The organism is Paenibacillus sp. BAC0078, assembly GCF_054483875.1.
The window spans coordinates 182,226-203,236 of record NZ_JBTLRW010000010.1; the positions used below are offsets into that span (position 1 = coordinate 182,226).

The 21,011-nt window shown below is 48.7% G+C and carries 21 protein-coding genes; 2 read left to right on the plus strand and 19 right to left on the minus strand.

Translation table 11 applies throughout. The annotated features are described in order from the left end of the window. Nucleotides 1–66: 66 nt before the first annotated feature. Nucleotides 67–1,791, minus strand: a complete 1,725-nt coding sequence (acsA, locus tag ACX1DY_RS19455) for an acetate--CoA ligase (RefSeq protein WP_458965851.1) — start codon at nt 1,789–1,791, stop codon at nt 67–69. 161 nt (nt 1,792–1,952) lie between these two features. Between acsA and ACX1DY_RS19460 the strand changes: the two genes are divergently transcribed. Further along, entirely contained in the window at nt 1,953–2,585 is a 633-nt protein-coding gene (locus ACX1DY_RS19460) for a GNAT family N-acetyltransferase (RefSeq protein ID WP_458965852.1), read from the plus strand. On the opposite strand, the gene ACX1DY_RS19465 is transcribed toward ACX1DY_RS19460, so the two are convergent. The 3 genes from ACX1DY_RS19465 to ACX1DY_RS19475 form a co-directional block, all read right to left on the minus strand. Then, nucleotides 2,586–3,281, minus strand: coding sequence for a 5'-methylthioadenosine/adenosylhomocysteine nucleosidase (locus ACX1DY_RS19465; protein WP_458965853.1), 696 nt, complete (start codon nt 3,279–3,281; stop codon nt 2,586–2,588). A 93-nt stretch (nt 3,282–3,374) separates the two neighbouring features. Further along, nucleotides 3,375–4,385 (minus strand): catabolite control protein A, encoded by a 1,011-nt coding sequence (ccpA, locus tag ACX1DY_RS19470; protein ID WP_028530825.1) that lies wholly within the window; start codon nt 4,383–4,385, stop codon nt 3,375–3,377. 221 nt (nt 4,386–4,606) lie between these two features. Then, nucleotides 4,607–5,059 carry a hypothetical protein gene (locus ACX1DY_RS19475; RefSeq protein WP_458965854.1) on the minus strand — a complete coding sequence of 151 codons (453 nt, stop codon included), beginning with the start codon at nt 5,057–5,059 and terminating at the stop codon, nt 4,607–4,609. Between the two features lie 206 nt (nt 5,060–5,265). On the opposite strand from ACX1DY_RS19475, the gene ACX1DY_RS19480 reads away from it, so the two are divergent. After that, nucleotides 5,266–5,793 carry a type 1 glutamine amidotransferase domain-containing protein gene (locus tag ACX1DY_RS19480; RefSeq protein WP_458965855.1) on the plus strand — a complete coding sequence of 176 codons (528 nt, stop codon included), beginning with the start codon at nt 5,266–5,268 and terminating at the stop codon, nt 5,791–5,793. A gap of 74 nt (nt 5,794–5,867) precedes the next feature. On the opposite strand, the gene ACX1DY_RS19485 is transcribed toward ACX1DY_RS19480, so the two are convergent. The 15 genes from ACX1DY_RS19485 to aroA form a co-directional block, all read right to left on the minus strand. Continuing rightward, complete coding sequence (locus ACX1DY_RS19485) at nt 5,868–7,277, minus strand: DUF4179 domain-containing protein (protein ID WP_458965856.1); 1,410 nt, start codon at nt 7,275–7,277, stop codon at nt 5,868–5,870. Further along, nucleotides 7,264–7,803: a sigma-70 family RNA polymerase sigma factor gene (locus tag ACX1DY_RS19490; RefSeq protein ID WP_458965857.1), complete on the minus strand. Its 540-nt coding sequence runs from the start codon at nt 7,801–7,803 to the stop codon at nt 7,264–7,266. Before ACX1DY_RS19490 ends, ACX1DY_RS19485 begins: the two co-directional genes overlap by 14 nt. A gap of 166 nt (nt 7,804–7,969) precedes the next feature. Beyond that, on the minus strand, nt 7,970–8,188 hold the full coding sequence (locus ACX1DY_RS19495; RefSeq protein WP_458965858.1) for a helix-turn-helix domain-containing protein: 219 nt from the start codon (nt 8,186–8,188) through the stop codon (nt 7,970–7,972). A gap of 10 nt (nt 8,189–8,198) precedes the next feature. Continuing rightward, the gene (locus ACX1DY_RS19500; protein ID WP_458965859.1) at nt 8,199–8,684 is read right to left on the minus strand and encodes a DUF2975 domain-containing protein; all 486 of its coding nucleotides are present in this window, start codon (nt 8,682–8,684) and stop codon (nt 8,199–8,201) included. A gap of 169 nt (nt 8,685–8,853) precedes the next feature. Further along, nucleotides 8,854–10,617, minus strand: a complete 1,764-nt coding sequence (ptsP, locus tag ACX1DY_RS19505; RefSeq protein WP_458965860.1) for a phosphoenolpyruvate--protein phosphotransferase — start codon at nt 10,615–10,617, stop codon at nt 8,854–8,856. Next, a complete protein-coding gene (locus ACX1DY_RS19510; RefSeq protein WP_458965861.1) occupies nt 10,614–12,500 on the minus strand; it encodes a glucose PTS transporter subunit IIA in 1,887 nt (628 codons plus the stop codon). The genes ptsP and ACX1DY_RS19510 overlap by 4 nt, the downstream gene beginning before the upstream one ends. A gap of 415 nt (nt 12,501–12,915) precedes the next feature. Next, a complete protein-coding gene (locus ACX1DY_RS19515) occupies nt 12,916–13,584 on the minus strand; it encodes a hypothetical protein (protein ID WP_458965862.1) in 669 nt (222 codons plus the stop codon). A 125-nt stretch (nt 13,585–13,709) separates the two neighbouring features. After that, nucleotides 13,710–14,144 (minus strand): CoA-binding protein, encoded by a 435-nt coding sequence (locus ACX1DY_RS19520; protein WP_458965863.1) that lies wholly within the window; start codon nt 14,142–14,144, stop codon nt 13,710–13,712. Between the two features lie 121 nt (nt 14,145–14,265). Further along, nucleotides 14,266–15,138, minus strand: a complete 873-nt coding sequence (locus tag ACX1DY_RS19525; RefSeq protein ID WP_458965864.1) for a DUF4097 family beta strand repeat-containing protein — start codon at nt 15,136–15,138, stop codon at nt 14,266–14,268. 3 nt (nt 15,139–15,141) lie between these two features. Continuing rightward, entirely contained in the window at nt 15,142–15,846 is a 705-nt protein-coding gene (locus ACX1DY_RS19530) for an ABC transporter permease (RefSeq protein WP_458965865.1), read from the minus strand. 1 nt (nt 15,847) lies between these two features. Continuing rightward, nucleotides 15,848–16,762 (minus strand): ABC transporter ATP-binding protein, encoded by a 915-nt coding sequence (locus ACX1DY_RS19535; RefSeq protein ID WP_458965866.1) that lies wholly within the window; start codon nt 16,760–16,762, stop codon nt 15,848–15,850. A gap of 182 nt (nt 16,763–16,944) precedes the next feature. Further along, nucleotides 16,945–17,688, minus strand: a complete 744-nt coding sequence (locus ACX1DY_RS19540; protein ID WP_458965867.1) for a response regulator transcription factor — start codon at nt 17,686–17,688, stop codon at nt 16,945–16,947. Continuing rightward, nucleotides 17,685–19,010, minus strand: coding sequence for a sensor histidine kinase (locus tag ACX1DY_RS19545; RefSeq protein ID WP_458965868.1), 1,326 nt, complete (start codon nt 19,008–19,010; stop codon nt 17,685–17,687). The genes ACX1DY_RS19540 and ACX1DY_RS19545 overlap by 4 nt, the downstream gene beginning before the upstream one ends. A 13-nt stretch (nt 19,011–19,023) precedes the next feature. Continuing rightward, on the minus strand, nt 19,024–19,578 hold the full coding sequence (locus ACX1DY_RS19550; protein WP_458965869.1) for a GNAT family N-acetyltransferase: 555 nt from the start codon (nt 19,576–19,578) through the stop codon (nt 19,024–19,026). Between the two features lie 123 nt (nt 19,579–19,701). Further along, nucleotides 19,702–20,994, minus strand: coding sequence for a 3-phosphoshikimate 1-carboxyvinyltransferase (gene aroA, locus ACX1DY_RS19555; protein WP_458965870.1), 1,293 nt, complete (start codon nt 20,992–20,994; stop codon nt 19,702–19,704). Between the last annotated feature and the right edge of the window lie 17 nt (nt 20,995–21,011).

Sequence of the window (21,011 nt, forward strand, 5' to 3'; positions counted from 1 at the left end):
TCACAATAAAAAACCGTTCCCGAGAATTACCCGGGAACGGTTTTTTGCATGGACTCTGCAGATGAACTATTCCTCAATGGTAGACAGATCACCAGTGGGAAGATGCAGCTCCCATGCTTTCAGCACGCGGCGCATGATTTTTCCTGAACGGGTCTTGGGCAATTTATCCTTGAATTCAATTTCCCGCGGCGCAGCATGGGCGGATAATCCGGCTTTGACAAATGCGGCGATTTCTTCCTTCAACTGAGCTGTCGGAAGATAGCCGTCCCGCAAAGAGATAAACGCCTTGATAATCTCGCCGCGCAGCACATCCGGTTTGCCTATGACCCCCGCCTCAGCCACCGCCGGATGCTCAACCAGCTTGCTCTCCACCTCGAACGGACCGATCCGCTCACCGGAGGAATTGATCACATCATCAATACGGCCCTGGAACCAGAAATATCCGTCCTCGTCCATGTATGCAGAATCTCCGGAAATGTACCAGCCGGGAATGCGGAAATACTCTTCATATTTCGCCGGATTGTTCCAGATCTTGCCCATCATGGAGGGCCAGGGTGTTCTTATAGCCAGATTGCCCATAGAATAGGGCGGCAGCAAATTGCCTCTATCGTCCAGAATCGCAGCTTCGATGCCCGGAATCGGACGCCCCATAGAGCCGGGCTTAATGTCCATTCCCGGATAATTGCAAATCAGCTGCGCACCGGTCTCTGTCATCCACCAGGTATCGTGAATGCGCTGCTGGTATATTTTATCGCCCCAGCGTACGACCTCAGGATTCAGCGGCTCGCCGACAGACAACACATGGCGCAGGCTGCTAAGATTGATTCCCTGCAGACTGGCCTCCCCCGCTCCCATCAGCATACGGAATGCAGTAGGCGCGCTGTACCATACCGTAACCGCAAACCGCTCAATGGTCTTATACCAGTCCTGCGGACTGAAGCGGCCTCCGCGTACCACATTGGTTACTCCATTCAGCCAAGGCGCAAAAATTCCATAGGAGGTTCCCGTTACCCAGCCGGGATCTGCCGTACACCAATAGACATCATCAGGACGCAAATCGAGCACAATTCTGCCTGTATAATAATGCTGGATCATTGCTCTCTGCACATGGTAGACGCCTTTGGGCTTGCCCGTTGAGCCTGAGGTGTAATGCATGATCAGCCCATCGTCCAGACTCAGCCACTCCGGCTCCAGCTCTGCCGATGCCGCTGCGGTCTCCTCCTCATAGCTCACAAGCCCCTGCTCTCCGTCCGTGCTGCCGCCTATGACAAAAATATGCCGCAGTGCAGGCAATTCAGCGCGGTTCACCCGGGGAAGCAGCTCCGGCGTAGTTATCAGCGCTACCGCCCCGCTGTCCTCCAGCCGGTCCTTCACCGCCGTTTCCATAAAAGCCTCGAACAGCGGTCCTGCCACTGCTCCCACTTTGAGAATGCCCAGCAGACTAAAGTACAGCTCCGGCCTACGCGGCATAAAAATAAACACACGGTCCCCCTTGCCAATCCCATACTCACGCAGCACATTTCCGAACCGGTTCGACCGGTCCCGCAAATCGGAGAACGTGTACATCTCTTCCCGCAAGGAATCACTGTAGATTAAGGCTGTGGCAGATCCACGGCCTTCCAGCACATGCCGGTCTATGGCTTCATGAGCCATATTCACTCTGCCGCTCTCATGCCAGGAGAAGCTTTTCTCAATATCCTCCCACCGGAATTCGCTGACTGCCCGGGAATAATCCGCCATATTCGAGTGCTTCACGCGGCCCGGCAAAATTTCGCTGTGGACTTGCCCCATTACTCTTGCCTCCCTCACTTGTTTGATTTAAGCTTTAAGGGCGAGATTCTTCTCTTAAGCAAATCTGTCAATGGAATAAATGTGAATATTTTATGTCGGAATCAGTATATCATAGGAAACGGTTACAATCCATATTATAGTGAACCGAAAGGAGCCCGATCATGGAGCACCGCAAAATCCCCGTCTCTCACACCCTGGTTCACAATGGCGAAGTCATAACCGTTGCCGGTCCCATGCCATCAGAGGCGCTGGAAGGGCTGACAATGCATCCCGGACTGGATGCGTTCCGTAAGCCGCACGAGCAATTGGAAGCGCTCATAGAGATCGCTGGGCTGCCTGAGGGACGTGTTATTGCCGCTGTTGCTGGCAGCACCATCATTGGTTATGTTACATTCCATTATCCCGATGAGCTGGAGCTTTGGTCGCAAGGCGGGATGGCCGATCTAATAGAGCTGGGCGCTATAGAAGTCGCGGATAATTACAGGGGGAGCGGGCTTGCGAAGCTGCTGATTGCCAGCGCTTTTGAGAGGGAGCAGCTCGAGAATTGTATCGTGTTCACAACCGAATATTATTGGCATTGGGACCTGAAGGGCAGCGGGCTTGATGTATGGGCGTACCGCCAGATGATGGAAAAGCTGATGCAAACCGTAAACATGGTGTGGTATGCCACAGATGATCCGGAGATTTGCTCTCACCCTGCCAACTGCCTTATGGTCCGTATCGGCCGCGAAGTACCGATGTCCTCGCAGGAAACCTTTGATCGAGTGCGTTTCCGACAGCGTTTTATGTATTAGCTATATCGCCTTTAACATATATTCAAGTATGGCATGAGAGCGTTCGGAAGCCGCTACAGTGAAATCACGGTAATTCACATGCGCTGACCCGTCAGCCTTATCTGACATCGAGCGGATAATCACGAAAGGCACAGCATTCATGAAACATACCTGGGCGACAGCAGCCCCTTCCATTTCAGCACATGCCCCATCCAGTTGTTCCCGCAGCTCAGCCACAAGCGGCGCGCTGGCAATGAACTGGTCACCGGACAGTACAATCCCGGTTACCGCCTTCTGCTTCAGCTCACGGCAGGCCTGCTCCGCAAGTACCACCAATGCCGGATCTGCCAGAAACACTGATGTTTCCTGATACGGAATGACTCCACGCGGATACCCAAGAGCTGTAGCATCCATGTCATGCTGAATACACTTTGATGAAATCACAATATCCCCTATGCCAAGATCAGGATGGACCGCTCCGGCAACGCCCGTGAACAATACACGCGACACCCCGAAGGCATCAACCAGAATCTGTGTCGTCACCGCCGCATTCACTTTGCCAACCCCTGATTTGCAGAGTACAGCCTTTTTGCCGAATATAGTCCCCGAATAGTAATGAATGCCTGCCTTGACCGTGGTCACCTTATCTTCCATACTTTCCAGCAGCAGCCTGATCTCCTCATCCATCGCTCCAATCAATCCGATCACTTCACTCATATGTACCCTCCCGCTAAAATAGGCTGTATAAAACATAAAAAGCTCCAAGCAGGAGCTTTCTACGTAACTTATGTTCAATGCTGAAGCCAAAGCTTACTTGTTCACATGGTTTACGGACAAGCGGAGAATTGTCTCATGCGGCAAAATAACGCGCGGATTCTCAACCGTTTCCTTCTTCATCAGCTTGGTCAAAAGTCTCATCGCTACCGCGCCGAGATCATACATAGGCTGCGCTACGGTTGTCAGTGTAGGACGAACCATTGACGCCATGCGGATGTTATCGACACTGATAATCGAGAAGTCGTCCGGCACCTTAAGACCTTCGTCCTGAATGCTGTGAATGGCGCCAATCGCCATTTCATCCGTTGCGGCAAATACAGCCGTTGGTTTCTTCTTGAGGCCCAGGAAGTATTTCATAGCTTCGACACCGGATTCGTAACGATAATTCCCGATGCGTACCAGATCCTCCTGATACTCGATGCCTGCCGCTTCCAGCGCTTTCTTATAGCCTTGGAAACGGGCATAGCCGTTGGCTGGGTCTTGCAGCGTGCCGCTGATCATAGCAATCTCACGGTGTCCGTGACGGATAAGCGTATTCACTGCATCAAATGCAGCCGTCTCGTGGTCAATATCAACCGACGGGTACGTACCGTTCTCGTCACGTGTGGCGCACAGCACAATTGGAACTGCAGACGTCTGGAAGGCCTGGATATGTTCATCCGTCACCGTTCCGCCCATGAAGAGCAGCCCGTCCACTTGTTTCTCGAGCAGCGTGTTAATTACACGAATTTCCTTCTCTTTGCGCTTATCCGCATTACACAAAATAATGTTGTAATGATACATATTGGCGATATCTTCGATCCCGCGCGCAATTTCTGCAAAAATCGAGTTCGAAATATCAGGAATGACAACCCCGACGGTTGTCGTCTTCTTGCTGGCGAGACCTCTCGCCACGGCATTTGGACGATAGCCCAAACGCTCAATCGCTTCAAAAACCTTCTTCCGGGTCTGCGGCTTCACGTTTGGGTTATTATTCACAACCCGTGATACCGTAGCCATAGATACGCCTGCTTCTCGAGCTACATCGTAAATGGTTACCGTCAAATTACTCTCTCCATTGCGATAAATTTTATCGTTCGACTAATTAAAATTATGATACGACACTTTGTACAATTGTGCAATGATAACGCTTCATTTTCCTTTCAAAATTTCTTTCAAAGGAAGAGAAAGCTATCTTTGTTTCTATCGTATCAAAAAGCGCGTGAAAAATCCAACATTCTTGAAAGATTTTCATTGATTTTGCAGAAAAAACTTTCATTTTCGGTTTATTTGGCACATTCAGAGGACTGAACCGTCAATTGTGCAAGCCTGAGACCTGTATCCTCCATCCAGCTGCGGTCGGCAATATCCGCCGAAAAACGATAAACATCCAGCAATAAATCAATCCGCGCCTGGACCGCACTACGGATGGCCTCCTCCATTTCAGACAAACTTCCGGTAAAAAAGCCAGAGGCAAAAATATCCTTGAGCACACTCGCCCACTCATTTCTCTCCGCAAAGGAAAGGTGCTGCTTGGGCTGAATTTCTCCGAGTTCACTGATCAGACTGCCCAGATCGCGTTTGATGAAAGGCAGCGGTTCATAACGGGCGCACTGCCCGCAGGTGTAAACAGGAACATGGGTGATTTTGATCTTGGCGCTGTAGATCAGCGTATGCATATGTATGGTCATGATGCCGCCGCAGCCGCATGCCTTCTTCATTAAATTATTTTTATACATCTTCCACACCTCAGGCTTCATATTAAAAAAACACCAGAATCCGCCGTTTCAATTGCTATATTCGACTTGCCTCCTCCGAATCCCTGCCTATTTGCATATAATGATTTATTTGGCAATTCACCTAAGGTTTGCATCCCGGTAAGATGACTTCATATTTCAAATTTGATAGAATATACGGAGTCGATCATTCAGGAAGGAGCTGCTAGATGATGAGATTATCCGGTAAAAAGGTCATCGCACTTGTAGACGACGAATTTGAAGATTTGGAGCTGTGGTACCCTGTGTACCGCGTGAGGGAGGAAGGGGCCGAGGTCCATTTGGCCGGATTGGAAAAAGACAAAACCTATGTCGGCAAATACGGTGTGCCCGCCAAAGCCGAATATTCCTGGGACGAGCTAAGCGCCGCCGATTATGACGGCATCCTTGTTCCCGGAGGCTGGGCTCCCGACAAAATCCGCCGCTACAGCGCTGTACTTAAGCTGATACAGGATTTCAATGCAGCCAGGAAGCCAATCGGGCAAATCTGCCATGCCGGCTGGGTGCTCATTTCAGCGAAAATTTTGAATGGCGTGACGGTTACGTCCACTCCGGGCATCCGCGATGATATGGAAAATGCGGGAGCCATCTGGAAGGATGAAGCCGTCGTAACCGACGGGCATATCATCTCCGCCCGCCGCCCGCCGGACCTGCCGCCTTACGGCAAAGCATTCTGCGATGCACTCGCGGGCGAATAAACGGCCGCAATATAACGAAGCCCTGCTCCTTCAGCGATGTTGAAGGGCAGGGCTTTTGACCTGTGCGCATGCGGCTACTCCCGGATAGTGAGAGAGGCCTTTTCTTTTATAGAATTGGGGTAGCTGATTATTCTGAAGGTTAGGGGCTGCGGCAAATCTTCTGTGCCCAAATTATAGTAATGCTGGTACGGCGGAATTTTCTGATCCGCATAATCCGGATTAATTAATGGGAACGAGAGGTCCGGCACACCCATTGTATGAATCTTGCCCGTTCCATCCTTGAACGTTTCATCAAGGATGACATTTACCGAATCTTCACTGCCCTTTTTAGCGGATCTGTAATATTCCAGAACCATACTATGAGCTTTTGCAGCAGCGGAAATTCCCAGCCGTTCATCCGGACCCTTAATAATTTGCTTTTTGTCAGTGTCAACAATTAGCTCCTGTGCACTTTTATCTATTGCAATAATCCCGTTAATCTGGAGCTTTAGCGAATCACTCACAGTATTGTCGTTGGGAAACACCAAGGTTTCTCCACCGTCCTGAGTCAAGGTCATCTTGGAATATAGACCCGACAGATCATTACCGCTGCCAAGTAAAATATAGGGCTTAATCAGTCCAAAGATTTGCTTCGAATTACCCGGGCTATAGGCGGTCTCCAGATAAATGCCTGTCGTTGAAATATACACATTCTTAAATTCCACGCTCTGGCCTGCTACGGAGAGAGTTTTATTAATTTGGAGGGTTTCTCCTGTATTGGCCAAGTCCTGAGGATTCAGTGTCAGCGGTACGGATATCTCAGCCGCATAGCTCACTCTTTGAACGTTAGGGCTTTCTTGCCATACCTTATCTTGAATCGCGGCTTTTACAGCCAGCTCCTTGGGGAGCTCCGAATAGTTCCGGCCCCATGCCCAAATGGCATAACCACGTGTGACACCTGACCTGGCTTTCTGATCATTCCAATAATCATTTTTCCTTGCCGCATATTCAGTGTTGTTGCCAGTAAGTGATATCATATACGATTGCGATTGCCGATTGTTGTTCTGCAATGAATATAAAACAATGATCCCCTTCTGATCGGCAGCAATGCCGTCTACAGTCAATGTATATCCGTTTTTCTCTGCCGAAATGCCGTTAATCCGCTGCACCAGACCCGCATCAAGAGCCGAGGATACCGTAAGATTGCTGCCCACAACAGTGCGGAACACCTCGAATTCACCCCAATTATGGCTTTGAGCTAGCGAACTCTGTGTGTTTTGCGGCTTAACCCGCTCACCGATCCAGGGAAATGCAAACAGCAGGACGATGGCCAGCAAAGCCAATACGCCTAGTGAGTACCGTCTGCCTGCCGGCATCCTGGCGTGCCGTAGATTGAACACACCACCGCGGATGGCCGCATTCAGCTTCACCTCCGACACCTCCTCCGCCTCCAGGGACAGCCCGTGAAAATAATCCTTCAGCAGCCTTTCTTCATTTTGGTCCATCCTGCAGTCCTCCCTTCAATTTCATTTTGTCTCTTAGCTGCTTCAGCCCTTTATTCAGCCAGGTCTTGACCGTCCCCTCCGGGCGGCCCAGCACTTCGGCGATTTCGACCACAGTCATATCCCGGTAATATTTCAGCACAAGCACCTGCCGGTATTTCAGCTTCACCCCATCCAGCGCCTGCTCCATATCCAGCTTGCGGTCACTGGTCATCTCCATGATTCCGCTGCCTGCACCATCAGCTTCTGCTGCAACGATTCTTTTTCTGCGTTTCAGTTCATCCTTGCAGCAATTGATCAGAATTCGCGTCAGCCAGGGTGCGAACCGCTCCGGGTCCTTAAGGCTTTTGCGTTTAACCCAGGCCCGGTATGTAGCTTCCTGCAATACTTCGAGCGCATCCGCTTCCCTTCGCAGGTAGCTGTATGCTATCCCGTAGAGTACTTTTTTCTGCTGCGATACAAGCGCTATAAAAATCTGCTCTTCTTCACCCGCAGCCTGCACCCGCTCACCTTCCCAAAGATTCTCCATGCTTCGTTTTTGCCCCCTTCCTGCTTTTTTTGAACTTCTATATGTACTGACTGGATTTACGGCAAAACGGTTTTACTTTTTTTCTATTTGGCTATGTTAAATTCTAATGTTGATATTTGACCATAAGAAAACCGCCTTAATGAAGAGGCGGTTCATTTGTCTATTTTTATTGTGTGTCTTCGTCTCTTTTGTACTCCAAAATATCACCCGGCTGACAATCCAAAGTCTTACATATCGCTTCTAATGTTGAAAAACGAACCGCTTTTGCTTTTCCATTTTTCAGAATAGAAAGATTCGCCATAGTAATTCCAACCCTCTCCGAAAGCTCCGTTACGCTCATTTTTCGTTTTGCCAACATCACATCAATGTTAACAATAATTGTCATATTCTCCACCTCAGACCGTCAAATCGTTTTCTGATTTTATGTTAATCGCTTCTTGTAGAAGTCGTTGGAGGATAGCAGCAAAAACGGCGATAACCAACGAAGCAAAAATGATGATGAGTCCCATTAACCCAATAGGAGGATCAACTTTCTTCGCTATAAAATGAAAGAGTGGCAAACCTAATACATACAAACCACTGATTGTAATCGCACAGCACTTTATGTTCTTTAGCGTCTTTACAGATAATTCTGAGAACGCTGTGTTCTCGTCAATGTACCGTAAAAGATTGAAAGCCTGATAGAGAGCAAAGTAAAAGGGCACAGCCGCTCCATACATCACGATGAAAACGAGATATTTCATTGCAGCAATATTTGGATACAATTTTACTGCGAAATTCGCCATATGAGGCACTAAAAATATACACAAAGCAAGCACAGCAATTCCAGCCAGAAAAATTATTGCCTTTAAGAAAGTAGTTGAACCTCGTTTACCATTCATTTAAAACACCTCACTTATTTAACGACAACATGATTTTAGCATATTATTTATCGTTTTACAATAAATTTATATTGTATTTCAATAGTTTATGACTGTAAAAAATAGTAAAAAAGCCCGGCGAAATCGCCGGGCTCTCTGCGGATCAACTGATATATGCTCTCTCGCAGCTTCAAGAGGTTTTTTCCTTGGACTCTCCGGTTCCTAGCGAAATTCCGCTGCGCTTAACAAAAGCACTGAGCTGCTCCTCCGTCTCTAAGCTTGTCCGGTTACGGAAGCATACCTTGGCCGTCTCTCTGGCTGTGGAAGCCAGTGTGTTCAGCGCACGGTGCTTCACCTTCAGCAGCGCCTGCGGCGACATGCTAAGATCGCTGATTCCCAGCTCCAGCCACAGCGGCAGGGAACGCTCATCCCCGGCCATTTCCCCGCATACGCTGATATCAATGCCTACCCTCCGCGCCGCCTCCACCGTCATGCGGATCATCCGCAGCACCGCCGGATGGTACGGATGGTACATATGGGCGATCTGTTCGTTCATCCGGTCAACCGCCAGCACATACTGCACCAGGTCGTTAGTGCCGATACTGAAAAAGTCCACTTCCTCTGCCAGCAGATCGGCGATCATAACGGCAGCCGGAACCTCAATCATAATGCCTACTGGTATATTGCGGTTATATGGAATTCCCCGCTGATCCAGTTCTTCCTTGACCTCGTTCAGCACGGCCTTGGCTGCCTGCACTTCCTCAACGGAGGAAATCATGGGGAACATCAATTTCATATTTCCGTAATGGCTGGCCCGCAAAATAGCGGTAATCTGGGTTTTGAACATATCCTTGCGGTCCAGGCTGATGCGGATCGCCCGGTAGCCGAGAAACGGATTCTGCTCTTCAGGCAACTGGAAATAATCCAGATGCTTATCCCCCCCGATATCGAGCGTGCGGATTACAACCGTCTCATTCCCTACTTTTTCCGCTACAAGCTTGTAGACTTCGAACTGCTCTTCTTCTGTTGGGAAGGAGCTGCGGTCCATATATAAAAATTCCGTACGGAACAGCCCGACACCCTGCGCCCCGTACTTCAGCGCCATGTCCAGCTCCTTCACAGAGCTGATATTGCCGGCCAGCCGCAGCGGCACGCCATCCTTCGTGACGGCTTCCACTGTGGCCAGCAGCTCCAGCTGTTCTTTTTTGCGCTGTTGCTTTGCACGTCTGGAGGTATAATCCTTCAGCGTCAGCTCATCCGGGGTCAGCAGCACCAGTCCGGCATCGCCGTCTATGACCAGCAGGTCTCCGGTCTGAATCGGGGTCGACATCTTGTTCTCCAGGCCTGCTACCAGCGGAATGCCTAGCGCACGGGCCATAATCGAGGAATGTGAAGTTTTGCCGCCCATCATGGTAACAATGCCAAGCACATAGGTTGGATTCAAATGGGCTAACTGGGATGGAGACAGCTCCTTGGCTACAAGAATATAAGGCTGCGTATCGGACGGCAAAGTAACCTCCGGCGCGCCCAGCAAATGCTTCAGCAGACGGTTGCCGACATCCTTGATATCGACCGCCCGCTCCTTCATATATTCATCGTCCAGCAAATCAAACATCGCTACAAAATGATCAATGGCCTCTTTGACCGCCACCTCAGCCGCTTTGTACTGACGCTCGATAATGCCGCGGATTTCGCTCATGAACACCGGATCATCCAGAATCGCCAGATGGGCGTCGAAAATACTGGATTCCTCCGGCCCGACGACCTCCCTGAATTCTTTTTTGATGAACTCGATCTCATCTTTAGAGGTGCGGATGCCTTCGTACAAACGTTCAAACTCCTTGGCCAGATCTACCGGATTCACCTGCGTATCCGGGAGGCTCCATTCCCAGTTCGGCAAGACAAAGGCCTTCCCGATGGCTACACCTGTTGCGGCGCCTATGCCTTGTATCATGCTTCAATCCCTCCAACATTGCTTTCATGTAACACCACGGACATCACGGAAGACTGTCCTTTTTTCACATTTTTAAATGGACCATAGCTCCATGATTTTACACGGTCCGGGTTCGTAATCACCATTGGCGTTGCAAGTGAGGCTGCATGATCACGCAAAAAGTTCAAGTCGAACCGTACCAAAAGCTGCCCTGGCTCCACACTGTCCCCTTCCTTCACAAGCGCTTCAAACGGCCCTTTAAGCTGCGAAGTGTCGATCCCTATATGCATAAGCACCTCCAGCCCCTCGGGCGTAGAAATGCCCACTGCGTGCATTGTAGGGTACACGTGCATGACCTTACCGAATACCGGCGAGACAAGCTCTCCCTTTTCCGGGAAAAAAGCCACCCCGTCGCCCACCAGCTTCGCCGCAAAAATATGGTCCGGCACCTCTTCAATCGGCAGCATCCGGCCCTGCATCGGCGAGCTGAACAGCACCTGAGGCAAATCGCGGAGCAGCAGCTTGTTGATCTCCTCCCGGATCAGCTCCGAATACGTGCCGAATACCACCTGCACATTCCCGCCGCCGAGCTTGATAATGCCCGCCGAACCGAGGCCCTTGAGCGCCCCTGTATCTATGTCCCGATCGTTATGAACCGTTAATCTCAACCTGGTGATGCAGGCTTGCACCTGCACAATATTTTCCTTGCCTCCCAGCGCTTCAAGGATCAGCGGAGCCTGATAAGGAATGTTTCCCGCCCAATCGCCCAGCTCCGAGCCCTCCTCGCGTCCGGGGGTCGGAATCTGGAAGCGGCGGATCGCCCAGCGGAATATATTATAGTAGACAATGCCATAGCCGATGCCAATCGGAATCAGCAGCCAGGCCCGCTGGGACAGGTGCATATTAAGGAAAAAGTCAATCGCCCCCGCCGAATAGGAGAAGCCGTGATGGATGCCCAGCGCATAGGTCAGCACCATCGCCAGACCGGACATGACCACATGCAGCGCGAACAAATAAGGCGAAGCGAACAGAAAAGCGAACTCAATCTGCTCTGAGACACCGGTCAGGAAGCAGACCAAAGCGGCGCGCAAAAACGTCTTTTTGATCTTAGGCTTCAAATCCTCGCGCGCTTCCTGAATAATAGCAAACGCAATTGCTGGAAGAGCGAACATCATAATCGGGAACAGTCCGGCCATAAAGATACCCGCTGTAGGATCTCCGGCAAAAAAACGCGGCAAATCCCCCTGCACAACCGCGCTGCCGTCAGGTGTCGTAAAGGTTCCCAATTGGAACCAGAACACATTGTTAAGAATATGATGCAGGCCGAACGCCGTAAGCACCCTGTACAGGACCCCGTATATAAAAACCCCGTAGCCGCCTGTCGCCTGTATATCGCGGAACAGGATGTCGAGGCCATGCTGAAGCACGGGCGACAGCCCGAGCATTACCCAGGCGAACAGGGCGGAGAACAGCCCCATAAACAGCAAAACAAAACGCGACCCTCCAAAAAACTGGATCGCCTCCGGAAGCTTGATATTTTTGAACCGGTTATGCGCCACACCGGCGACAATCCCCAGTATAATTCCGATTAGTGTTGCAGGCTGTACCGCCCCGTCCCCCATATTGGAGACAATCCGGTCATAAGTGAACATCCCTGCGAGCGCCGCCATCCCCGCCGGTCCGGCCTGATTGGACAGCCCCCACGCCACACCGACAGCAAACAAATAAGGCATGAAATAAAAAATCCCCTGCCCCGCGTAAGTAGCCACTTCGGATACCGAAGAAAGTCCCCATGCAGACCACGGCAAGCTGCCGAGACTCAGCAAAATAGCCGCCGCCGGAAGCACCATGGTAGGAAGCATAATGGCTCTGCCCAACTGCTGCAAAGATCCGAGCCAATTCAAGGTGACCCTCTCCTTTCATTCTATATTGAATGGTAAGCGCTGCAGTGCTTTTTGTCAAAAGGATTAGGGTAATTATTTGGGCATTACGGCTCAGGCTGCTTAGAACTCGGGGGCACTGCTCTTTCGTATGATGCAGCTCTATGTACGTCACTTACCCCCAAGTCCCTGTTTATCTTGCTCAACTGCGCCTAAGTGTACTTCGTACAACTAAAACAGGCCTTAAAGACAATAATATTAGTTTAACTGCACTTCATACATCTATAAATACCGGATTAAGCGATATTGTGGAATGTGGCAATTTTTAACTGCACCAAATACAGTTATAACATAAATATTGCTATTTATGGATGTTTTAATTGCACGAAATACAGTTACAGGGGCCATACATGGCGAAAAAGATAGCCTGCCATCATACTCACCAGATTTGATCGGGCTGCATTGCTTTTACATTGTAGAATCGTACCCGCTGCTCTGATGTCACCGGCTCCAGAAACCCCTTATCACTAAGAGATTGCAGCAGCCTCCGTGCGGTCCGAAAGTTGATTTCGAAATGGTCGCACACATCCTTGGGGCGGAGCGGCTTACCTTGACGCCAGGCAAGACGGAGCACTTCCTTTTCCTCTGACAATATGTCCTTTACGACTGTCTTTCTGGATAAATATGGCGCGAGTGCAAGCTGCAGCAGCATCCGGCATACCTCAGGGCGCTGCTGAATATCATCAAAGGAAAAGTGGAGCATCCTCCACCCCATTCCTGTCAGAAAGGTGTCACGGTTCAGGGCATAGCTGAATTTCTCACGGTCCATGTCCTTAATATGGCTCTGGAAGCCATCGCATTCGATCCCGAAACGGCCGCCGCTTGCAGGCAGGAACGCAAAATCCAAGAATTGCGACTTCCGGTTCCAATCCAATACTTCGTATTCCGGGTGTACATGCTCCAGCGACTCAAACAACGGCCACCACACATTTTGCAAAAATAGCTTCTCGGCATAATTATGCCCCCTCAGCAGCCTTCCTCTCCGCTCACCTGCCCGCTCGCTGGTATGATGTTCGATGAATATGCTGTGCGCTTTTTCAAATTCCATCTGTATTCCCTCCCGGGTAAAATAAAAAGAACGCCCCTGCCCGAGTAGAATTCGGGAATAGGACGTTCTTCGTCTGTGTTAAGTATAACAAGGGCTCGGGGCAAAATCCATATTTGTCTAACCCCTTACCCCCGGCTGCGGCCCTTCATCGTGATCGCTTCCTCGACCTTGATGCAGCGGTCCATGATCGCGATCATGCCGTGCCGGGCGGCGATATCGGCAGCCTCCTGGCTGACGATGCCCTGCTGGAGCCAAAGGACGCGTGCGCCGATATCGGCGGCCTCCTGGGCAACCGCTGCGCAGTATTCACTGCGGCGGAACACATTAACAATGTCCACCGGCTCAGGAATTTCCGCGAGCGTGTGGTAGCATTTTTCACCCAGAATCTCACCGTCCACCGAAGGATTGACCGGAATAATCCGGTAGCCCCGGCTCTGCATGGCACCTGCTACCATATAAGAGGTGCGGTCTGTTTTGTCGGAAAGTCCGACCACTGCTATATTGCCTGCAGCAGCTAGGATGTCACCTATCTGCTCCCGGCTCGGGTTTTCAAAGCTCATGTGTATTTCCCCTTTCCGTGTAATGCCATATAATCATTTACTACTACATCATACAGCGGAGCGCAAGAAGTTCCAAATCCATGAGCTTATCTCTACCCAATGGGCCACGACTCACGATTCTTTACTTAACGCCGATGCTTCCTGATTGACTTTTGACATATAAGGAATTCTCACCGGCACCAATGGTTCCATTTACATTCTCGTCGGTATTCTCCGTGGCCCTGAGATTCGCCAAGTGAACCTTTGTATCGCCTTTGGTATTTTCCACTGCTACTTTCAAGCTTGATGGCGCTGTTTGATAATGAACCTGGATATCCCCGGATTTGGTTTCAACCCTCATTTCACCTTTTTCTTCTACCCCGTTAAGCACGATTTCGCCGCTTTTAGAATAGAGATTCATGACTGGACTGGTTACATTTTTAAAATAAAGATCATTGCCTCTGGCTGCTACGTCTATGCGATCAAATGAGCTATCCTTTACATTCAGGTCCCCTTCTATCAGATTTAAGTCCCCCGAATCTGCTTCAACCTGATTTAATTTCATACTGCCTGCTTTATTTTCAATGATTAAATTACGGGTTGCCAGCGCCCGAATATTGATGTCTCCTTCATTGTTGACCATTCTGACTTGTTCTACTGTATTTTTGGGAATGAAGACCGTGATGGTTCCCTGTTTATGAAAAGAAAAAGCTGAGAAGGCCCCGCCAATTTGCTTATCTTGTTGAATCACTAAGTTATTAGATGTGCGTGTCACTTCAACAGGAGTTTTCTTTTTATCCGTCTGATTCCCCTCAATATTTACATGGACCTGATTGTCTGTTGATTCCTTCACTACAAGATCCCATGAATCGTTGTTGATTTCAATGCTCTGAATTTCTTGCGCCGGGAAGTCTTTTGTCAGCTCAAAATCTTGAGATCCGTCCTGCAGGACAAAAACAAGGATTCCCACCAGAATAACCGCCATTGATATCCAGATCCACTTATTTGTTTTCATGGCTTATGCAACGTCCTTTGTGTCAATTTTTCGATACGATAGATAAGCTACAGCCAAACCCAGCAAGCAGAAAACTATAGGTACGCCGATAAATTGAAACATGGATACCGAACTGCTTCCGTCAGAAACCATAGAATTCAGCAGGATTCCTAAGATTACTGAGCTGGTAATTGTTGTGGCTGTAGATTTTTTACGCATACCGAAGGACAAAGGAATAAGGCTTAAGCCTGCTGTCATTACTGAAGCAATAAGAATTGATGGAATCGTAGCCGCCACGTCTTCCTTTGATGCTGCCGTCTCGAAAAAATGCGCTGCCGGATTTAATAAGACGGTCAACACTTCAATGAAGAAGGTGGAAATCACTATACTGAAGAAACAGAAAGCAAGCACAATCATTAGCTTTGCTTGCATTACTTTTTTGCGCTGCAGGGGGTACGTAAATAACAATTGAATGGTTTTATTCTTATATTCATCAATCACCAGCCTGGAAATAATGATAGCTGAAAAAACAACAAAGGTAATGCGGACAAAAATATTAGCCAGTGACATGAAGGCTGTAAAATCTGTAAACATCGGCTCATCCTGCGCATTTGACATTACAGCCATCCCGGCTACCAATCCAAATATAACCACCATACAAATTACAGCCCTTATGCCATATCCCGCCAGATTATTTCTCTTCCATTCGATCTTCATTAATCTGAACATGTTATTTGCCTCCATGAATAAGATTCAGGAAATATTCTTCCAGGTTGCTTTGCTGTGTTTCGATACGATTTACAACGATATCATTCAGCACCAGCTCTTTATTAATGACCGATTGAGATACGTCCTGCTGATAGACCCGAATGGTCTCCGGATCAACCGCTTCATAGTCATGAATGTTCAATTTTCTCTCCAGCACAAGTGAAGCCATCTTACTGTCAGCTACCTTTATTTCCAGGAATTCAACATTTTCTCTTCTGATTTCACTCATCTTGACTTCCTTTATTAATTGTCCGTGATTAATGATTCCGATCGTATCCGCAATGGATTCAATCTCTGACACAATATGACTGGAGACCAGAATGGTCATCCCGTAGTCATTCTTCAGTTCCAGCAGAAGCATACGGATATCCTTGATCCCCACAGGATCCAAACCGTTAATCGGCTCATCCAAAATCAAAATTTCCGGCTTGGTAAGAATGGCTCTGGCAATTCCCAGCCGCTGCTTCATCCCAAGAGAAAACTCATGCACTTTTTTGTCTCCTGCTCCCTTTAAGCCAACCGTTTCCAGCACTTCATGAATGCGATCCTCACCATGATACCGGGTGTACTCACAATGGTATTTCAAGTTTTCAGCGGCCGTTATCCGGTCATAAAAAACGGGATATTCGATAATACTGCCGATATGCTGCAAGTATTGAAAAGACGTCTGTGTTACAGGCTGATTCAGCACAACAATCTCGCCCGAGGTCGGCTTCACCAAATTTAGAATCATTTTCATAATCGTTGTTTTTCCCGCACCATTGGGTCCCAGGAACCCGTAGATTTCACCTTTTTCAATATGCATGGTTACATCTGAAACGATTTCGTTTCCTTTATACGCTTTTAACAAGTGATTGATTTGGATCATTGTTTCCATGACTCTCGCTCCTTATGAGGTGTGGTCTATCTGTCTGCTACGTTTCCAACATAAGGCTTTTGTCCTCAAATCAAGATAGCAATATCACCAACTGTCCGTTAACCTTCATAGACGGTACTCATTTTACCAACAAAAAAAGTGCCGGCAGCCATTTTAAAAAAATAGCTTCCAGCACTTCATAGTTATTGTTGTCTTAAAGCCTCCATCTTTTCAATGGTTTCCTTCTGCAGCCGTCTTGAGACCGGACAGCTTTCATTATGATCAAACAAGACTAATTTGTTCTTCTTATCGACGGATCGGATATTGGCCAAGTTCACTACAAACGCCCGGTGGCAACGGAACAGGCGTTCATCATAACCTGCAATTTCATTTAATTCAGCATAGAAATCAAGAACCTTGGACTTCGTAATTAATCTTATTTTATGTGCGATTTCCATGGTCTCAAAATAAAGAATATCTGAAAACGGGATTTGAAAGCTGGTGTATTTATTCTCAAAAGAAAAAGTATCAGGACTTACCGGAATACTCCGGCGCGAATCGGCAATCAACAGACACTCTTCAACCTTTTGAATAAATTCTTCTTCCGGTAACTCTTTTTCAATAAAATCCAAAGCAGCCACACGATATTCGAACGTTATTGGTGCAAGCTCAGAGTGTGTGGTCACAAAAACAATCGTGCCGTAGGGATCTTTTGTTCTAATCTCCTTAGCGACAGCCAGCCCTTTATGCTCCTCATGTTTGATCTCCAAATCAAGAAAATACAATTGATGGTCGGCCACATGTTCAATTTGCGCTAATAAATGATCAGGTTTTGCGGTTGAAAATAGATTCCGGTAACGAATCTGGTGCTTTAGCGCTAGTGTTTTGATGATTCGTTCCAAGCGCTGCTGCTGGATCAGGTTATCCTCTAATATAAAAATGTTCATTTCCGTTCTCCAGTCTTTCTTAAAATAAGCGTTTGTGAAAACAAGCCAGATTGGACCTCTGTTTCCAGTGAGGCGAAGTTATCTTCTTTTATCATCTGCTGCACGTTATATAGACCGAGGCCGCGCCCCTTGCCTTTGGACGAATATCCGCGTTCCCCCAGCCGCCGTAAGCTGACTTCCTCACCGCTGCTATTTTCAATTTTGATTCGTTGAACGGCAGGGTCCTCAAGTAACACAATCCAAAGCTTCGCTTCTTCCGTATTAGCCGCTGCTTCAATCGCATTATCTAATAAAATGGAGAGAATCCGGGTAAAAGAGATCAATTCCATCTGGATCATATGAATCGGCTCTTCAATCTCTAACGTGACGTCAATTTTCATTTGTTGGGCCATTATAATTTTGGCAGCCAGGATGCTTTTGACCTCTGATACATGCAGGTTTCGCAGCTTAACGAAGCTATACTCATTCTTGCGCATTAATTGCCCGGTTGGCTTGACGGTTTGCTCATACACCTGTTTGACCTGCTCCCAATCCTCCCGGTAGATTCCTTCCTCCAGCGTCAACAGGATATTGGCATAGTCATGGCGGAAACCTCTGAATTCATCGTATATTTTTTCGAGCTGGGCCGCATAATCCTTAAGCTGTACCAATTGCTCATTTTTAGATTTTTCAACTTCTCTTTTTTGAATATGATTATACTGAAGCTGCATATACAGCAAAGCAATTACAAAAAGCAGCCACATTCCTACAAGCAAGGTTCTATGGAAGGAACTGAAATCACCAGTTTTATTGCCAATGGTCAGAATCGGATACACCGAGATAATGATGATGATTAAAAGAACAATCACCGGAAAAAGAATGACTTTACTAGATTCCTGCAGGATATCTTTGTTGAGCTGCGGAACATAGTGGCGCACCAGTCTAAGACCGATTTCATTGATAATGGGCGGCGCCATAGCAGTACAAAGATACGGAAGATAATCAATATTCGCTGATGATTGTTTAAAGATAATTTCAACCATACGTGTAATCGGATCTGCTGCGAGATAACCGATAAAGGAGTTCATAACCAAGGCATAAGCTCCGTAAAAAATACCTAAAGCGGTAAACGTTCTCTGATTTTTAAAGTAGGAGATGCCCACAAAACAAAAAAACAGCGTAATCGCGCCCCATACTCCAATAAAATAGGTAGAGACAAATCCAATCATTAAAAATACCGCCAGCCAGGCTGTTATTTCTTTGAATGTAAAGTGATAACGTGAAATGGATTGAAAGATAAAAAAGAAGCTTAAGATTTGAATCATCATAATTAAATTGATCATATTTGGGCCTTTCTCAAGCTATGTAATCACTCACCTTGCACAGCCAAACCATATGAACGGAATCCGGTCCCCAATAATCCTTAACCACCGCATAAGGCTCGCCAAATTTCCGCAGCCATCTTGTCTGCGCACGCCGGTAGCCGCTGTCCAGGCAAAACTGGTCAATGCCCTGCTCCCTTAAGTACGCCATCAGTGCCTTAATCAATGCCGAGCCTACACCGTTCCCCTGATGGCTTGGCAAAACGTATAAGCTCCCAAGCTCACCCACATCATCGAGCTGATTTGCGGTGCATTCGCGAATTTCCTTACCACAGGGCGCAAATGAAATCGTGCCGACAACCGCCCCATCTATTTTGGCAACCAGGAAGTGTGTATCCGAATTCGCCGGGCTTAGAAAGGCATCAACCATTTGTTTTTTATGGTCAACCTCATGCTGAATGTCCTCCTGCAAATGCCCCAGCCCTTCCTTGTCGAAGGCATCTGCGATGGAAGCTTTAAAAAGCTGATTTACAGCTTGTCTGTCGCCTTGAGTGAGCGTATGTACGGTTAACTGATTAGTTTTTGTCATGGTTTGGACCCCTCTTTAATAAATTAACACTTCTATGTTACAAAAAATACCCAAAAGAAAAAAGGGCACAAGTTACATGCCCTTTCATAGCTTCCAATATTAGCTCTGCAAAATGCCTAATTTCTATTCTACCCACTCCACATCCGCGCCAAGCACGCGCAGGTGGTCGAAGTACTGCGGGTACGATTTGGCGACATGGTGGGCATCCTTAATCCGCAGCGGCTGGCGGGCACGAAGGCCCACTACCGTCAGCGCCATAATCACCCGGTGATCGTAGTGCGCATTGATGGTCACGCCGCCTTCAACCCCCTCAGGCATCCCGTGAACGATGATCTCATCGCGCCGCTCCTCCACCTTCGCTCCGGCACGGGTCAGCTCGGCCAAATAATCGGTAATCCGGTCGCATTCCTTGTATCTCAGGTTCTCCACATTGTAGAAACGCGAGGTTCCTTCGGCAAATACTGCGGCAGCCACCATTGCCAGCACAGCATCGGTTGCCGCGTCGCCGTCAAACTCCACTGCCTTCAAGATGCCATTGCCCTGTACATGCACTGTACCCTCTTCATGCGTGAGCGGCACTTCCATCATCCGCAGCACATCGACAATCGCTCTTTCCCCTTGCTTGCTCTGCTCGGCAAGCCGGTGAATCTTCACATCCGACTTCGTAACAGCCGCAGCCGCAAGCACCGCAGCTGAGCCCGGGTAGTCGCCCTGCACGATGTAGGACTTGGCCGCATACGACTGGCCGCCCGGCACCTTGAACGACATATAATCGTTCGCCGCGTGTACAACGATGCCCGCCTGCTCCAGCACCTCCAGCGTCTGGCCGACAACCACCTTCGATTTCAGGTCATCCAGCACGATGATCTCACTATCCTCCGCAAGCAGCGGGGTCAGGAACAGCAAGGCGCTGAGATATTGCGAGCTAACCGCACCCGACACGGTGATCCGTCCGCCTACCGGTTTGCCGCCGCGAATTGTGATCGGCAACCGGCCGTTGTTGTGCTCGACCTCTACCCCAAGCTGGCCAAGCGCCGTAATCAGATCGTCATGAGGCCGCTTGCCGAGCGAGTCCGGGTACGTATTCACAAAGGTTACCTCAGGGCTGAGTGCAGCCACCGCCATCAGGAAACGCAAGACCGCTCCGGCATTCCCCACATTCAGCTCCTTCACATCCCGGGGATGGCGGCCAAAGCCCTTGATCACAATCTTCTCCTCATCCTCTGTAAGCTCCGCTCCAAGATCGGCGATACATCTGCGGATCGCATCACTGTCTTCGCTATGCGCAGGATGGTAGATCGTGCTTACGCCTTCGGACAAGGCGGCGACCAGCAGGTAGCGTGTCGTGTAATTTTTGGAGGACATGGCTCCGAATTCCCCTTGCAGTGTTGGTGTAGGCCTAACAATAACGTCCATGATAAAAGCTCTCCTTA

Excerpts from the sequence above, each read along its gene's own strand:
- acsA (WP_458965851.1), bottom strand. The coding sequence starts at position 1,791 with ATGGGGCAAGTCCACAGCGAAATTTTGCCGGGCCGCGTGAAGCACTCG.
- ACX1DY_RS19460 (WP_458965852.1), top strand. The coding sequence starts at position 1,953 with ATGGAGCACCGCAAAATCCCCGTCTCTCACACCCTGGTTCACAATGGC.
- ACX1DY_RS19465 (WP_458965853.1), bottom strand. The coding sequence starts at position 3,281 with ATGAGTGAAGTGATCGGATTGATTGGAGCGATGGATGAGGAGATCAGG.
- ACX1DY_RS19475 (WP_458965854.1), bottom strand. The coding sequence starts at position 5,059 with ATGTATAAAAATAATTTAATGAAGAAGGCATGCGGCTGCGGCGGCATC.
- ACX1DY_RS19480 (WP_458965855.1), top strand. The coding sequence starts at position 5,266 with ATGATGAGATTATCCGGTAAAAAGGTCATCGCACTTGTAGACGACGAA.
- ACX1DY_RS19485 (WP_458965856.1), bottom strand. The coding sequence starts at position 7,277 with ATGGACCAAAATGAAGAAAGGCTGCTGAAGGATTATTTTCACGGGCTG.
- ACX1DY_RS19490 (WP_458965857.1), bottom strand. The coding sequence starts at position 7,803 with ATGGAGAATCTTTGGGAAGGTGAGCGGGTGCAGGCTGCGGGTGAAGAA.
- ACX1DY_RS19495 (WP_458965858.1), bottom strand. The coding sequence starts at position 8,188 with ATGACAATTATTGTTAACATTGATGTGATGTTGGCAAAACGAAAAATG.
- ACX1DY_RS19500 (WP_458965859.1), bottom strand. The coding sequence starts at position 8,684 with ATGAATGGTAAACGAGGTTCAACTACTTTCTTAAAGGCAATAATTTTT.
- ptsP (WP_458965860.1), bottom strand. The coding sequence starts at position 10,617 with ATGATACAAGGCATAGGCGCCGCAACAGGTGTAGCCATCGGGAAGGCC.
- ACX1DY_RS19515 (WP_458965862.1), bottom strand. The coding sequence starts at position 13,584 with ATGGAATTTGAAAAAGCGCACAGCATATTCATCGAACATCATACCAGC.
- ACX1DY_RS19520 (WP_458965863.1), bottom strand. The coding sequence starts at position 14,144 with ATGAGCTTTGAAAACCCGAGCCGGGAGCAGATAGGTGACATCCTAGCT.
- ACX1DY_RS19525 (WP_458965864.1), bottom strand. The coding sequence starts at position 15,138 with ATGAAAACAAATAAGTGGATCTGGATATCAATGGCGGTTATTCTGGTG.
- ACX1DY_RS19530 (WP_458965865.1), bottom strand. The coding sequence starts at position 15,846 with ATGTTCAGATTAATGAAGATCGAATGGAAGAGAAATAATCTGGCGGGA.
- ACX1DY_RS19535 (WP_458965866.1), bottom strand. The coding sequence starts at position 16,762 with ATGGAAACAATGATCCAAATCAATCACTTGTTAAAAGCGTATAAAGGA.
- ACX1DY_RS19540 (WP_458965867.1), bottom strand. The coding sequence starts at position 17,688 with ATGAACATTTTTATATTAGAGGATAACCTGATCCAGCAGCAGCGCTTG.
- ACX1DY_RS19545 (WP_458965868.1), bottom strand. The coding sequence starts at position 19,010 with ATGATCAATTTAATTATGATGATTCAAATCTTAAGCTTCTTTTTTATC.
- ACX1DY_RS19550 (WP_458965869.1), bottom strand. The coding sequence starts at position 19,578 with ATGACAAAAACTAATCAGTTAACCGTACATACGCTCACTCAAGGCGAC.
- aroA (WP_458965870.1), bottom strand. The coding sequence starts at position 20,994 with ATGGACGTTATTGTTAGGCCTACACCAACACTGCAAGGGGAATTCGGA.